The sequence below is a fragment of the Aquiflexum lacus genome (assembly GCF_015476655.1).
Taxonomy (GTDB): domain Bacteria; phylum Bacteroidota; class Bacteroidia; order Cytophagales; family Cyclobacteriaceae; genus Aquiflexum; species Aquiflexum lacus.
The window spans coordinates 81,831-96,006 of record NZ_JABFHF010000017.1 but is presented as its reverse complement, the minus strand read 5'-3'; the positions used below and the strand labels follow the sequence as shown (position 1 = coordinate 96,006).

The following is a 14,176-nucleotide window of genomic DNA, read 5'->3' as shown; positions in this document are numbered from 1 at the left end:
GGAGTGACTGTCCCGATAGCTATCGAGGATCGAAACTTCATGACGGTAGTCAGGCCAGCGACCTTCCCGACCCAAGTCGGGACACGCTACCAAGCTGCGCCATATCAATAAAAAAGCCCACATCTCTGTGAGCTTTTTATCTGTCGGAGTGACTGGATTCGAACCAGCGACCCCTTGCACCCCATGCAAGTACGCTACCAGGCTGCGCTACACCCCGAATCGGTTTCGAAATTAGTATTTTCATTTAATAATTTGAAATCAGTTACGGATTTATTGCATGCTACTTTTTGAAATAGACAATAACTCTTTGAAGATAAGACAATTTGATTTTGGCAAAAACAATTAAAATCAATCCAAAAAATGACTTTCATCAGGATTTGAAGGGACTATACTCACTAGCTTAGCAATACTAAAACTAATCAAAGTAGCCATGAAAAAGCGAGAACCAGTTAAAGATGTTATGACTTCAAATGTCTTTACCGTTCAGGAGAACGAGAAATTGGCCCAAGTCATTGAATTGTTCAGAAAACATAAAATAAGACATCTCCCAGTACTTTCCGGAAAGAAAATAACCGGTATGATCAGCAGGACAGATATAAACAGACTTACATTTGGTGCATTATTTGAAAATCAAGATGGCGCGGACGAAGCTGTTTTGGAAATCCTCAGCATTCCCCAGGTAATGACGTCTAAACCTAAAGTGGTTTCGGTTACAGACTCTGTAAAAGATGTCGCTGAAATCTTCGCCAACGAAGAGTTTCATGCACTCCCTGTGGTGGAAGGAGAAGAATTGAAAGGAATTGTTACCACTACTGATATCATCAGGTATTTGCTTCAGCAGTATTGAATATCTCTTGTGCTTCTCAGTAAAATGCTGAAGAAATAACGAGTGTTTTACGCACTTCTTTACAACAGTTTTTGCACATCACAGCAGCAGGATTCAGTAGCTTCGCATGCCTATATGCTTCCATGGAATTATTGAATGGACCTAAATAATCTCTCTCCAAAATATTGGGGATATTTGGACACTCACGGTCATGAATTTCGAACTGACCATCATTATTGTTTTTCGTAGCGAGATAAAAGAATTTCATCAAATTAAGGGTTTTTTATAATCAAATCTATAAAAGAGTTTGATAAAAAAAAGCCCTTATTCGCTTTATTTTAATGTTTTTATAAGAAAAATGAAATATTTTTTTCAGGAAATAACCATCGATTTAACCGCCACCTTTCTTCATTTCTGACCTTCGCATAGGCATCGAATCAACAGTTCTAAAAATAAAATCCCAATCCAGATCCCCCTCTTTTTTGACTTTCACACCACCATCCAAACCAATCAAAACCCAACAATTTTTGGTGTACCCCATTCGGTATTTTGATGTGACTGAATTTTTATGTTCTGCAGAAAAAGTAAAATCAGAATTAGATAAAACCTCATCTTCATTAAAAATAAAATAGATAAGTTTTCTGTCCTGAAGTTCCTCCTTCAAAAAATCAAAATCCAGGTTTTCATTTTTAGAAGAATCAGGAAAAAACAAAACTACTCTGTTTTTCCATTTTAGGTTATCTAAAGTAATCTCGTCCCCAAATGAATTGGAAAATATTGCAAGTAAAATAAAATAAAAGAAAGCCATATCGATTTAACAACCAAAGCTAAAATTATGTTCTTTTGACTTTAAATCAAATTCCACTTCCCCTCCTAAGTTCAATTACCGTGATTTCCGGCCAAATCCCTACCCTTCCAGAAAATGCATGAAATCCAAAGCCTCTGTTTACATACAAGTACCTTTCAGACTCTTGAGCGAGTCCAGCCCAGTTTGGGTAACGATATTGAACAGGACTCCATTTCAGAATTGGCGTCTCTATTCCAAACTGCATGCCATGAGTATGCCCGGACAAAGTCAAATGTACCTTATTTGAATGCTTTTTGATCTCTGCATCCCAATGGGAGGGATCATGTGAAAGTAGGATTTTGAAATCATCAGCATTGGTCCCTTCAAGCGCTTTTTCAAGATCACCTTTAGACTTAAATCCAATACCCCAGTTTTCAACTCCCAATATTTTTAGCTTTTGCCCATCTTTTTCAATGGTGACATTTTCGTCTAAAAGTAATCTGTAACCTAATCTCTCATGCTGTGCTTTCAATTTTCTGAAATTCTCCTGTTTGGCTTCCTTGCTAGGCCAACTCACATAATCGCCATAATCATGATTTCCCAATATCGAAAATTGACCATAAGGAGCTTTAATCTCTCCAAACTGTACTAAAAAGGGTTCTATTTCCTCCGCTTTGTGGTTCACCAAATCTCCGGTAAATACAAAGAGGTCTGAATGCTGTGATTTGGCAAGTTCTATCCCTTTTTGGACAGCTAAAGCATTTTTAAAACTACCCGAATGAATATCTGAAATCTGTGTGATTGTAAAACCATCAAAGGCTTCGGGTAAGTCTTCAAAATAGATAACCTCTTTATGCACCTTGAAATTATGCTTGCCGAAATTTATGCCATAGACGAAACTAAAGAAAGGAATTGCTGCCACAACAATTGCCAATATGCTTACCCAACTGCTACGCGTTGGAAAAGTAAAATCCTTGGCACCACTGAGAACGTAACCAATTCCCGCCTGAAAATTTCTGACAATATCTTCACCAAATAAAAAAACGACACACACCAGTTGGGTGACCACTACGGTCAAAAACACATTGAGCATTGATTGTGTTGAAGAATTGATTTCTCCCTCAACAAAAATTTTCAAAAAGGTGACAATTACCCAAATGGTTATACTTCCAAATAATATCCAATAACCAATATGGATTACCTGCCTTACTCGATCAGCTTCTATGGCTGTGGTTAGCGTTTTTACTGCCTGAAAAACATACCAATTAAGGAATGTTGAGAAAAGAAGTACAGCTGTCAAGAAAATAACTGCTCCGAATTGATTCATGGTAATGGTTTTAACTTAGCAGGTATACACTTATTGTTTGGAAAAAGTTTGCAATATTTTTATTTGGATCAGAATAAAAATGAATTTTCAAAAACAAATGCATTTCTAGATGTAGGACTCATCATTTTTAAAAGTCGTTTGATATCGGAAGATGGATGTAAAAAACCTGATAGGTTATTTTTTATAATCCAAAATATTTTACGCTCATTCAATCTCATTTATCCAAACCTCAGAAGTAAAGCTCGAAGGGGCTAATCCACCATAAGTCCCTGAAATCGGCAAGGTATGAGAAGGATGAAAACTATTGGCCAATGGGATGTAATGATGGTCGGTAAAAAGACCCAAACTTGGATCTAATCCTACCCAACCCGCACCGGGAAGGTATACTTCTATCCATCCATGAAGCTCATGACCGGCATCGACTTCTGGATTAAAAGCATAGCCACTCACAAACCTTGTAGCCATCCCCAAATTCCTTAACATCACCATCAGCATCCAAGACAAATCCCTACAAGATCCTTCTTTACTTGAAAATGTCTCCATAGGGGTTAAAAGACCTGGTTCGTAGCGCAATCCATGAGACCAATTGTTGTGAATTTCATCCAAAAGACTGACCAAAAAGGAAACAAGGTCCGCTGATTGCCCCATAATTGACAGGCCGAAAGCTTTTAATTCAGGTTCATTCTCGGCATTTTGATAAATTTTCAAAAACTCTCCCGTGTTTCCGTGATATTCGAAATTATTAAATGGATACGGGATATTTGGAGAAAGTATAAAAGTGAATGGATTAAAGTCAAATGTTTCAATTTCCAAATCAACATCGACTTCCAATATATCGGTTTCAATATTAAACCACACTTGAAAAAATGGGTTTCCCTCCGCATTTATCCTTTGGTTTCTACCCATTGGTTCCGGAAAAATCTTCCATTCAGCTTTTTTGATTTGGAAATAGGTCCTTTGCTGAGGAATCAAAAATAGCTGATGGGGATTGAGTGGAACTTTCTCCCCATATTGATACTTGGTCTGATGTTGGATACGAAGTCTCATGAGCTTCCGTTGGAAAATACATTCATTTCTTCTTCTTGTTCAAAAGCCCTTTTTAATATTTCTGCCGGCAGTTCCTGTATGGCTGATTTGAGTCTGCCATTCCAAAAAACAGAAATATGTTCTAACTCTTTTTTTTCAAATCGCTTTTCTATAGTATGGTAGCTATTATTTTCGAGGATGACAGTATCCAAAGGAAAATCCACATCATTGGCGGATATCAAGGTAGCATCAAAAGCCAAAAAAGCACATTTCAACGCGTAATCAAGAGAGTCCTCATAGCTTAACGAACGGCGTAAAACAGGATTTCCTGCACCGGTATTCCCTATGATAACAAAAGGCGTTCCTTTTCTGATTTCAATCCAATTTCCCTGCGGATACAAAAGATACAATTTGGGTTCTTTGTCATCTTCCAATTGTCCTCCAATGACGGAAAACAAGTTGAATGATAATCCCGATTCCTCCAAATATTCCTTATCCTCTTTGGCCACACGCTTGACCTGATTGCCAAATTCATTGACTGCCTTGTAAAGCTTATTGAAATTGTGATCCTGTTCTTCGATCACTTCTGTAAAATATGTAATGGCTTTGTCCCTTACAGATCGTAACCCAGATGTCATAATGAAAAAAGAATGCTTTTCACGATTTACTGTATATACTTTTTTGGAAGTTGTAGTTTCATTTCCCGATGTAATTCTGGTGTCTGAAAGGCCTATCAGGCCATGTTTGGTTTTGATTCCTAAGCAAAAGGTCATTCTTGTATACTATGTTGGCTGGTAAAGTTATCCTTTATTTGAAAGAAGTTCGCATCTATTTTATTTGATATTCTATTTATTTTTACCTGAAGGTCATCGATATATTCATGAAGTCCATCATGGATGATTTCGTTGACATCTGCAAATTCGAGTTTGGATCTCAAAGCTCCGATTTCATTTTCAGCACTATTTCTTACTCCTCCATTTAATCCCCCGGTAATTTTATTGAGGCAGTTTTCAGCTTCAATCAGACAAAAGAAGACAGATCTTGGAAAATATTTATTCAAGAGCAGCAAACTGATCACTTTGTCCGGTTCAATGGTTCCATACAATCTTCTATAAGTATTAAAGGCGGTAACGGACTTCAGCAAAGCTGTCCAATGTAAAAAGTCTAGAGGGGTGCCTACCATATTGGGAGAAGGTAACAACATGTGGTATTTTACATCCAATATTCTACTGGTTTTATCAGCACGCTCAAGGTAAAGCCCCAACTGTCTGAAATACCATCCCTCTGTCCTTGCCACAGTACTTTCGGATAGTCCATAAAGCAATAAGATTTGGTTTTTCACACTTTCAAAGAAAACCCTTGGATCTTCCCTGTTCCAGTCTTTCTTTCCTGCACGTTTCTGAACAAAATGATACAACTCATTGAGTTTTTCCCATGTTTCTTTCGTGAGATTTTCTCTGATAACCCTGGCATTTTCCCTTGCAAAGGAAATAGATGAAATAATTGAATTGGGATTATCCGTATCAAAAGTCAAAAAATATATCACTTCCTTACGATCAAAACCTTTATGTTTTGAGGTGTATAATTGACCATCTCCTGTGGCAAACACCAGAGGTTCCCATTGTTCCTTAAGATCAGGAGGAAGGTCCAGCATCAGGTTAAAATTTACATCAATGAACCTGGCATAATTTTCGGCCCTTTCAAGGTACCGACCAAGCCAATATATGGAATTTGCAACTCTACTTAGCATTTTTGATTTAAGATTTTAGACATGATATATGAGACATGAGACGTGAGAATTATCTCCCGCAAGGTTGGTTTGTGAATTCCAGAATTAAGGACAAAAACCTAAATGATTTTTAAGACTCTGTGGTACATAGTACTTGGTACATTGTACTTGGTACATTGTACTTTGTACTTCCAACTTACTTATACAACACCCAAGTATCCTTACTTCCCCCACCTTGTGAACTATTGACTACGAGTGAACCTTTGGTCAAGGCTACTCTAGTGAGTGCACCGGGAATGACTTCAATTTCTTCACCATAAAGGATGTATGGTCTTAAGTCCACATGCCGGCCTTGAAGGCCTTCATCTGTCAATGTTGGCACGGTAGAAAGAGATAAGGTAGGTTGTGCTATATAATTGGTCGGATTGTCTTTGATCAACCTGCGGAATTTGTCATGTTCTTCTTTGGAAGCTTTTGGACCTATCAGCATACCATAACCTCCCGCCGCATTTGTTTCTTTTACAACCAACTGTTCAATATTTTCCAGCACATAATTTCTATCCTTTTCTTCCCTGCACAAGTATGTGGGCACGTTGTTCAGAATAGGTTCTTCATCCAAATAGTATTTGATGATTCTAGGGACATAAGCATATACTGCTTTGTCATCAGCCACTCCTGTTCCGGGGGCATTTGCCATGGCAATATTTCCAGCCTTATACGCCTCAAACAAACCGGGAATCCCCAACATTGATTTGGGATTGAAGGCCAAAGGGTCCAAAAATGTATCGTCAATTCTCCTGTATAATACATCTATCTGTTCAAGTCCCTTGGTAGTCTGCATATAGACCTTATTATTTTTGGTGATTAAATCAACTCCTGAGACCAGTTCCACTCCCATTTGAAGAGCCAGATAAGAGTGCTCAAAATATGCTGAATTGTAAATCCCGGGAGTTAAAACGCCAACAACCGGATTGGTCTTATTGGATAAAAACTGGAGCATTTTCAGCAATTTGGCAGGATAATCAGATACTGGCATCACCCCCAATTGATTGAATAAATCAGGATAGGCTCTTTTGATGATTTCCCTGCTTTCCAGCATATAAGATACCCCTGAAGGACAACGGAGGTTATCTTCCAAGATATAATATTCACCGTTTTTGTCCCTGACCAAATCAGTACCTGTAATATGGCACCAAATGCCTTTAGGAGGTGTCAACCCAATGCAGGGTTCTAGGTAATCCTTTGAATTTAATATAAGGTCCTCCGGAACGACCTTGTCCTTAAGAATTTTTCTATCATTATAAATATCCTGTAGAAATAGGTTTAAGGCATGTATCCTTTGTTTTAAACCCGCTTCCAATTTTGCCCATTCTTTATTTGGGATAATTCTAGGTACAATATCCAAATGCAAAATCTTCTCGGTTCCCTGATTGTCATGATAAACATTAAAGGTCATACCCATTGCCACTTGGGTTTTATTTGCGGAAAACTGCAAATGTGACATTCTTTTTGAAGATGTTTTGCCCAGAATATTCAAAAAATCTTGATAATGCGTTCTGCATTTACCCTCCTCTGCAAACATTTCATCATAATTCTGCCCAATCTGGTATTGATTAGTATCCATAAGCTCAATTTTTTTAAAATTAAAAATGATTATGTTGAATATAGTATTTTTAAAAGTCAAACAAAAAAATCCACCTATAATATATTGATATAAAAAAAGCTTTGGGTCCATTTAATCCCAAAGCTTTTCATCAAAGTGTTCACCAATCAGGAAATTGTCGAACCGTTACCCGTATGTTCATTCGGCTGCAAAAGCCTAAGCCTGCCATCCCTATCTTCCGCCATCAAAATCATCCCTTCAGAATCCACACCCATCATCTTCCTTGGCGCAAGATTGATCAACATGGTCACTTGTTTCCCAATCAAATCCTCAGGCTTGAAATGTTCTGCTACTCCGCTCAAAACGGTTTTCACACCCAAGCCTGTTTCCACCGTTAGCCGCAAAAGTTTTTTGGATTTGGGCATAGGTTCGGCACTGAGCACTTTCACCACACGCATATCCAGCTTTGCAAAATCGTCATAAGTGATCATGTCCTTCATCGGGGCAGCTACAGCATTGGCCAGCTCATTCTGTTTTTTGGACTCCATTAATTTATTGACCTGAGCCTCTACGACATGGTCTTCTATTTTATCAAAAAGAAGTGCTGCAGGATTGATGCTTATTCCGGTTTCCAAAATATCACTATTTCCAGCATCTTTCCATCCCAAACCTTCCATATTGAACATACCATATATTTTGGCAGCTGTAAACGGTAAAAAAGGCTCCGCGACAATCGCGAGATTAGCAGCGATATTCAGCGCAATATTCAGGATAGTCCCTGTCCTGCCTTTGTCATCTTTGATGGTTTTCCAGGGTTCAGTATCTGCAAGGTACTTATTTCCCAATCTGGCAAAATCCATCACGTATGAAAGTGCTTCCCGAAATCTATACCGCTCGATAGAGGCTGCGATCTTATCAGGAAAAGCTTTCAGAGTTTCAATAGCATCTTTATCAATATCATTCAAGGCACCCAGTTGAGGCACTTTACCATCGAAAAACTTATGAGTAAGTACTACAGCCCTGTTTACAAAATTCCCAAAGATGGCTACGAGCTCCGAGTTATTTCTCGATTGATAATCTTTCCATGTAAAATCATTGTCTTTTGTTTCAGGTGCATTTGCTGTGAGGACATATCTTAATACATCCTGCTTATCAGGAAACTCCTCCAAATATTCATGAAGCCATACAGCCCAATTCCTTGAGGTAGAGATTTTATCCCCCTCAAGATTTAAAAACTCATTGGCAGGTACATTATCCGGTAAAATAAACTCTCCATGGGTTTTTAGGATAGCAGGGAAAATAATGCAATGAAATACAATATTATCTTTTCCGATGAAATGAACCAGTTTGGTGTCTTTTGATTTCCAATAAGGTTCCCAATCAATGCCTTTTTCAGCTGCCCATTCTTTTGTTGAGGAGATATAGCCTATTGGGGCATCAAACCAGACATATAGCACTTTACCTTCTGCCCCTTCCACGGGTACAGGAATCCCCCAATCCATATCCCTTGTCATGGATCTTGCCTGTAAGCCATCTCCTGCTTCCAACCAAGAACGACATTGTCCAAGCACATTATTTTTCCAGTCATTTTGATGCTCAACCAAAATCCAGTTTTTCAAAAAATCTGTGTATCGGGCAAGATCCAAAAACCAATGTTTGGTTTCCTTCAGGACAGGTGTATTGCCACTGAGCTTGGATTTTGGATTGATCAAATCTGTTGGGCTCAAGGAAGAACCGCATTTTTCACATTGATCGCCATAAGCATTTTCATTCCCACATTTGGGACAGGTACCCTCAATATACCGATCAGCCAAAAATTGTCCCGCCTCTTCATCAAAATACTGTTCAGTGGACTGTTCTAAAAACTCTCCTTTTTCAAAAAGATTTCTGAACAATCCTGAAGCTGTTTCATGATGCACTTTGGAAGAAGTCCTCGAATAATGGTTGAAACTGATGCCAAAATCGACAAAACTTTTTTTCATCTGTTCATGATACCTGTTTACCACTTCTTGAGGAGTAATACCTTCCTTTTTTGCTTTGATGGTAATGGCTACTCCGTGTTCATCAGAACCACATACATAGGCCACTTCTTTTCCGAGTGATCTCAAGTAACGGACATAGATATCAGATGGAATGTAACATCCGGCTAAATGTCCTATATGTAAAGGCCCATTGGCATAAGGTAAAGCGGCGGTAATGGTATATCTGTTAAACTTGCTGTTTTCCATAGGACGCAAATATAGAAATTAGATTGAATGGGTGATTTGAAATAAATGTCAAATTTGCCGGAGTTCCTTCTGGGCCTCTTCTGTAAGTATTCCTGAATAAATGATTTGAATGGCCTGATCATAAATCTGGGCAGGACTTAGATTAAAACTCGCTATCATTTCATCCGGAAACTGGCTTAAAAATTTTTGATCAATCAAGTTCTGTATAGCTGAAGTATAGACAAAGACCACAAAGGCGATATTGGTGTTGGGCTGCACATATCCTTTTTTGATACCTTCCTGTATGAGTTTCTGAAATCTTAAGTAACCGGATTCTCTGATATATCCCAACAGTTCTTTCCAGGTTTCGGGTGCAAATTCCCTAAGCTCCTCCAATATTTTTGGATTGATTGGCGCGATATCCTTGGCCACATTGGCCAGAAGTGATTTCAGCTTTACCGTGTATGGAATCAATTCGTTATCTAAAAGAGTATTGACTTTGATTGAAAGTTTTGTTTTTAGCATATCAAACGCTGCTGCAAGAAGCTCTAATTTCCCGGGAAAATATTTGTATAAGGTTTTTTTGCTGATGCCTAGTTTTTGGGAAATTTCGTCCATAGTGGTATTTCTATAACCTTTTTCAATAAAAAAATTGTAGGCTACTTGCAGAATTTCGGTTTCCATTTCAGACTTCTTGCTCATCGTACAGATTATCATTACAAATATAGGGATTCCCTATCACTTAAACCCAATTACATAAAAACTGAAGCTACACGAAGTATTGCTTTGAGATTCTACCTACAAAAGTTAATTTTGGTCACCGTTCAATTATTTTTCCAAACAATATATGATGACACCGATAGAGGCTCAGGTAAGAATTGCTGAACTCAGTAAACTGATCAATTACCACAACTACCTGTATTATCAAGAGGATAGAACTGAAATATCAGATTTTGAGTTTGACAAACTTTTAGAAGAGCTCATGCTATTGGAAAAACAATTCCCCGAATACCTTGAGCCCGATAGCCCAAGTCAAAGAGTGGGGGGAACTATCACCAAAGAATTTGAGACTGCTGAGCACCAATCTCGAATGCTTTCATTGGGAAATACCTATTCAGAAGAAGAATTAGTGGCTTTTGATGAAAGGGTGGCAAAAGGACTTGGCCATCGAAATTATGAATATTTCTGTGAGCTGAAATTTGATGGTGTGGCCATTTCATTGGTATATGAGAAAGGTAAATTGATAAGGGCTGTCACACGTGGTGACGGTACAAGAGGTGATGTGGTGACTGAAAATATAAAAACGATCAGGAATATCCCTATGAGTATTCATGGGAAAGACATACCCGAAAAATTCGAGGTCAGGGGTGAAATATTTCTTCCTTTAAGAGAATTCAATAAAATCAATCAAGAAAGAGAGGCTAATGGAGATCCCCTACTCGCTAATCCTAGGAATGCCGCATCAGGAACAGTGAAAATGCAAGACAGTAGCATTGTAGCTAAAAGAAGGCTTAACTGTTACTTCTACCAACTTTCGGCAGATGAACTGACTGTAAACCGTCATGATGATGCCATACATTTGCTGGAAAAGTGGGGATTCAATGTCTCTCCAACCTATGCCAAATGTGATAACATCAGCAACGTCCTTGCATACATCGAAGATTGGAAAGAAAAAAGGTTTGAATTGCCTTTAGATACTGATGGGGTAGTTTTGAAAATCAATGGGTATGACCAAAGAGAGGAACTTGGTTTTACAGCAAAAATCCCTAAATGGGCAATTGCCTATAAATACAAAGCTGAAAGTGCCGAAAGCCAACTCTTGTCAATCACCTATCAGGTAGGACGAACCGGCGCCATTACACCTGTGGCAAATCTATCCCCTGTTCACTTGGCAGGTACAACCGTCAAAAGAGCATCTCTTCACAATGCCAATGAAATCGAAAGATTGGGCTTACATGAAGGAGATTATGTCTTTGTGGAAAAAGGCGGTGAAATCATCCCAAAAATTACTGCTGTATCGATTGTCAAAAGGAAACAGGGTGCCAAACCCATAGAATACATTGACCATTGCCCAGAATGCAGCACACCTTTGGAAAGAAAAGAAGGGGAAGCAAAGCATTTTTGTCCAAATACAGCCAATTGTCCGCCACAGATTTTGGGAAGAATTGAGCATTTTGTGCATAAAAGAGCTATGGATATAGATTCCTTAGGCACTGAAAGAATAAGGACACTGATCGATCAGGGGTATATTGCAAACCCAGCTGACATTTATGACCTTGAGGAAATCCAAGATCAATTGTTGGGACTTGAAATGAGTCAGGATCAATATGAAAAAACAGATGACGGAATCCTCTATATATCTCTGACCAAAGCATTTTTTGCTTTGACAGAAGGAATATCCCTTACAGCCATACAGAGATTTTCTGATGGGCAGTTGGAAATTCCTCTTGCCGAGGTATTGGAAAACTTCAAGTCTTTTATCAGGACCTCAAATAAAAAAGTCGCACAGAATATTGCAACCATCGTTAAACTAGAAGAGATACTGGAAAATTCAGACATTCCTAAATTGGAAGATTACCTACCTGTTTCAGTTGTTTTATACCTTTTGGTAGGAACTCAGGCAAGTTTGGGAGAATTAAAAGCTGCTGCTCGCCATGAAGGGACTGTCCATGCAATTTTATTGAAAATGGCACTCAATCTGACCAAAGAACAGGAAGAAAAGGTGAAAAAACTGAAAGCCAATACATTTCAGGAAGGTGTTATTTCAAATATGATTGATGGTATTCATGCTTCCAAATCCCAGTCTTTTGAAAAAGTGCTTTTTGCACTAGGAATCAGAAACATAGGCGAAAATACAGCACAAATTCTGGCCAAGCACTTCAAAAACATAGATAATCTTTCAAATGCAGGACCTGATGATTTACTTGCAGTCAATGGCGTAGGTGAAACCTTGGTCAATAGTATTCAAGATTATTTTTCTGAGAAAGCAAATTTGGTCATCATTCAGAGATTAAGGGAAAAAGGATTAAACTTCGAAAGTTCAGAAGTTGAGAAAGAATTACTTGGAGATAGTCTACAAGGAATGAAAATATTGGCATCAGGAAAACTGAACCATTTCAAGCGAGATGAAATAATTGATTTTATTGAAGCAAATGGAGGTCAATATATAAAGTCGGTTTCAAAAGCGTTGGATTTTATCATTGAAGGTGAAGAAATGGGACCAAGCAAAAAAGAAAAAGCTCAAAAGCTAGGTGTAAAAATGATCACAGAAGAAGAATTTCTAAGTATGGTCGGTAAAACCATAGAGACATGAAATTCATCAAAAATATTTTTGTAAACTATCAGCTCAAAAGATCCTTAAAAAGGAAAAAGGACTATGATGTCAAAGTTCCTGCTAATCCAAAATGCATTGGAATACTTGCTCAAAATGCAGATGAATTCAAAGAAACGAAAGAGTTTGTCAGAGACCTTTGGGGATATCAGGTAAGAATGGTAGGGTGGTTTTACGATGAACAAAATCCTGAAAATGAATCTATTTCTCCTAAGCATTTTTCTTTATCAGGACTTCCGGGAGACTATTGTAATGGATTTTTGGATGAAAAGTTGGATTTTATATTGGTGCCTTCTTCATCCCTTAACCCATATTTGCTTTATTTGCTGCTCAATAACAAGAGCAGGTTTAAGATGGGCTTTCTTTCAGATGAAAACAAAATCTATCTTGACTTTATGATCAAAAAGGAAGGCGATGATTTGAATGAAAACTTAATCAAGTTGTTCGCTTATTTTGAAAAACTAAAACAAGCATGTTGAAACTACACGGAACTGGAGTTGCGTTGATTACTCCTTTCAATGACAATAGCAGTATTGATTTTCCTGGATTGGAAAAATTGATTGAACACGTCATCCATGGTGGCGTGGATTATTTGGTGGTAGCAGGGACTACTGCTGAAAGTGCCACTTTATCCAAAACAGAGAAGAAAGAAGTTTTGGAGGCTTGTATCAAATACAATGCAGGAAGATTGCCAATTGTGTATGGGTTAGGAGGTAACAACACACAGGCCATACTTGATGAAATTGAAGAAACTGATTTTTCTCAAATTGATGCTGTCCTTTCGGTTAGCCCTTATTACAACAAACCAACTCAAGCCGGAATTATAGCACATTATTCACTCATCGCAGATCATAGTCCTGTTCCAGTCATTCTGTATAATGTACCTGGGAGAACAATGTCTAATGTTTCTTTTCAGACCACAATACAACTTGCCCAACATCCCAATATCATTGGAATGAAGGAAGCTAGTGGGGACCTTTCTCAATGCATGAGGATTGCAGCGAGAATGCCGGAGGATTTCCTGCTGATCTCCGGAGATGATATTTTGACACCATCCATGAGAGTCATTGGTGGACAGGGTGTAATTTCGGTTTTAGCCAATGCCTATCCGGAAATCTTTAAAACCATTTGCCATGGAAACCTTGATGAATCAAAAAAAGCTGCATTTAGACTTTTGGACATCAATCCTTTGATGTATGAAGAAAGTAATCCTGTAGGCCTGAAATTTCTGATGAAAGAATTGGGGATTTGTGGTCATACAGTAAGATTACCCCTATTGCCTGCTTCTGAAAGTTTAAAGGAAAGAATCAAAAATTTAAAGTTATAATGGAAACCCTTCC

General features: G+C 38.2%; 12 protein-coding genes and 1 tRNA gene. 4 read left to right on the top strand and 9 right to left on the bottom strand.

Annotated features, from left to right (window positions below; genetic code table 11):
• Nucleotides 1-143: 143 nt before the first annotated feature.
• Nucleotides 144-217: transfer RNA gene (locus HMJ38_RS15625), tRNA-Pro, on the bottom strand.
• Between the two features lie 213 nt (nt 218-430).
• Here HMJ38_RS15625 and HMJ38_RS15620 point away from each other — a divergent pair.
• Nucleotides 431-847, top strand: a complete 417-nt coding sequence (locus HMJ38_RS15620; protein WP_194975351.1) for a CBS domain-containing protein — start codon at nt 431-433, stop codon at nt 845-847.
• Between the two features lie 370 nt (nt 848-1,217).
• Here the strand turns inward: HMJ38_RS15620 and HMJ38_RS15615 are convergent, their stop codons facing one another.
• From HMJ38_RS15615 to HMJ38_RS15580, 8 genes are all read right to left on the bottom strand, one after another.
• Nucleotides 1,218-1,634 (bottom strand): DUF4174 domain-containing protein, encoded by a 417-nt coding sequence (locus HMJ38_RS15615; protein ID WP_194975350.1) that lies wholly within the window; start codon nt 1,632-1,634, stop codon nt 1,218-1,220.
• A 46-nt stretch (nt 1,635-1,680) separates the two neighbouring features.
• Nucleotides 1,681-2,940: a metallophosphoesterase gene (locus HMJ38_RS15610; protein WP_194975349.1), complete on the bottom strand. Its 1,260-nt coding sequence runs from the start codon at nt 2,938-2,940 to the stop codon at nt 1,681-1,683.
• Nucleotides 2,941-3,144: 204 nt separating this feature from the next.
• Entirely contained in the window at nt 3,145-3,987 is an 843-nt protein-coding gene (locus tag HMJ38_RS15605; protein WP_194975348.1) for a transglutaminase family protein, read from the bottom strand.
• Nucleotides 3,984-4,739, bottom strand: a complete 756-nt coding sequence (locus tag HMJ38_RS15600; RefSeq protein WP_194975347.1) for a peptidase — start codon at nt 4,737-4,739, stop codon at nt 3,984-3,986. Before HMJ38_RS15600 ends, HMJ38_RS15605 begins: the two co-directional genes overlap by 4 nt.
• Complete coding sequence (locus HMJ38_RS15595; protein ID WP_194975346.1) at nt 4,736-5,716, bottom strand: alpha-E domain-containing protein; 981 nt, start codon at nt 5,714-5,716, stop codon at nt 4,736-4,738. Before HMJ38_RS15595 ends, HMJ38_RS15600 begins: the two co-directional genes overlap by 4 nt.
• Before the next feature lie 175 nt (nt 5,717-5,891).
• On the bottom strand, nt 5,892-7,319 hold the full coding sequence (locus HMJ38_RS15590; protein ID WP_194975345.1) for a circularly permuted type 2 ATP-grasp protein: 1,428 nt from the start codon (nt 7,317-7,319) through the stop codon (nt 5,892-5,894).
• A 146-nt stretch (nt 7,320-7,465) separates the two neighbouring features.
• Entirely contained in the window at nt 7,466-9,526 is a 2,061-nt protein-coding gene (gene metG / locus HMJ38_RS15585) for a methionine--tRNA ligase (RefSeq protein WP_194975344.1), read from the bottom strand.
• A 48-nt stretch (nt 9,527-9,574) separates the two neighbouring features.
• Nucleotides 9,575-10,189, bottom strand: coding sequence for a TetR/AcrR family transcriptional regulator (locus HMJ38_RS15580; protein ID WP_228780086.1), 615 nt, complete (start codon nt 10,187-10,189; stop codon nt 9,575-9,577).
• A gap of 166 nt (nt 10,190-10,355) precedes the next feature.
• Here HMJ38_RS15580 and ligA point away from each other — a divergent pair, with 166 nt between their 5' ends.
• From ligA to dapA, 3 genes are read left to right on the top strand one after another with little or no spacing between them, the layout of a single operon-like run.
• Entirely contained in the window at nt 10,356-12,818 is a 2,463-nt protein-coding gene (gene ligA / locus HMJ38_RS15575) for an NAD-dependent DNA ligase LigA (RefSeq protein WP_194975387.1), read from the top strand.
• Entirely contained in the window at nt 12,815-13,315 is a 501-nt protein-coding gene (locus HMJ38_RS15570; RefSeq protein ID WP_194975342.1) for a DUF6913 domain-containing protein, read from the top strand. The genes ligA and HMJ38_RS15570 overlap by 4 nt, the downstream gene beginning before the upstream one ends.
• A complete protein-coding gene (dapA, locus tag HMJ38_RS15565) occupies nt 13,309-14,163 on the top strand; it encodes a 4-hydroxy-tetrahydrodipicolinate synthase (RefSeq protein ID WP_194975341.1) in 855 nt (284 codons plus the stop codon). Before HMJ38_RS15570 ends, dapA begins: the two co-directional genes overlap by 7 nt.
• Nucleotides 14,164-14,176 lie beyond the last annotated feature (13 nt).

Bases quoted from the DNA above. Each gene is read 5' to 3' on its own strand.
- HMJ38_RS15620 (WP_194975351.1), top strand. From the start codon at position 431: ATGAAAAAGCGAGAACCAGTTAAAGATGTTATGACTTCAAATGTCTTT.
- HMJ38_RS15615 (WP_194975350.1), bottom strand. From the start codon at position 1,634: ATGGCTTTCTTTTATTTTATTTTACTTGCAATATTTTCCAATTCATTT.
- HMJ38_RS15610 (WP_194975349.1), bottom strand. From the start codon at position 2,940: ATGAATCAATTCGGAGCAGTTATTTTCTTGACAGCTGTACTTCTTTTC.
- HMJ38_RS15605 (WP_194975348.1), bottom strand. From the start codon at position 3,987: ATGAGACTTCGTATCCAACATCAGACCAAGTATCAATATGGGGAGAAA.
- HMJ38_RS15600 (WP_194975347.1), bottom strand. From the start codon at position 4,739: ATGACCTTTTGCTTAGGAATCAAAACCAAACATGGCCTGATAGGCCTT.
- HMJ38_RS15595 (WP_194975346.1), bottom strand. From the start codon at position 5,716: ATGCTAAGTAGAGTTGCAAATTCCATATATTGGCTTGGTCGGTACCTT.
- HMJ38_RS15590 (WP_194975345.1), bottom strand. From the start codon at position 7,319: ATGGATACTAATCAATACCAGATTGGGCAGAATTATGATGAAATGTTT.
- metG (WP_194975344.1), bottom strand. From the start codon at position 9,526: ATGGAAAACAGCAAGTTTAACAGATATACCATTACCGCCGCTTTACCT.
- HMJ38_RS15580 (WP_228780086.1), bottom strand. From the start codon at position 10,189: ATGGAAACCGAAATTCTGCAAGTAGCCTACAATTTTTTTATTGAAAAA.
- ligA (WP_194975387.1), top strand. From the start codon at position 10,356: ATGACACCGATAGAGGCTCAGGTAAGAATTGCTGAACTCAGTAAACTG.
- HMJ38_RS15570 (WP_194975342.1), top strand. From the start codon at position 12,815: ATGAAATTCATCAAAAATATTTTTGTAAACTATCAGCTCAAAAGATCC.
- dapA (WP_194975341.1), top strand. From the start codon at position 13,309: ATGTTGAAACTACACGGAACTGGAGTTGCGTTGATTACTCCTTTCAAT.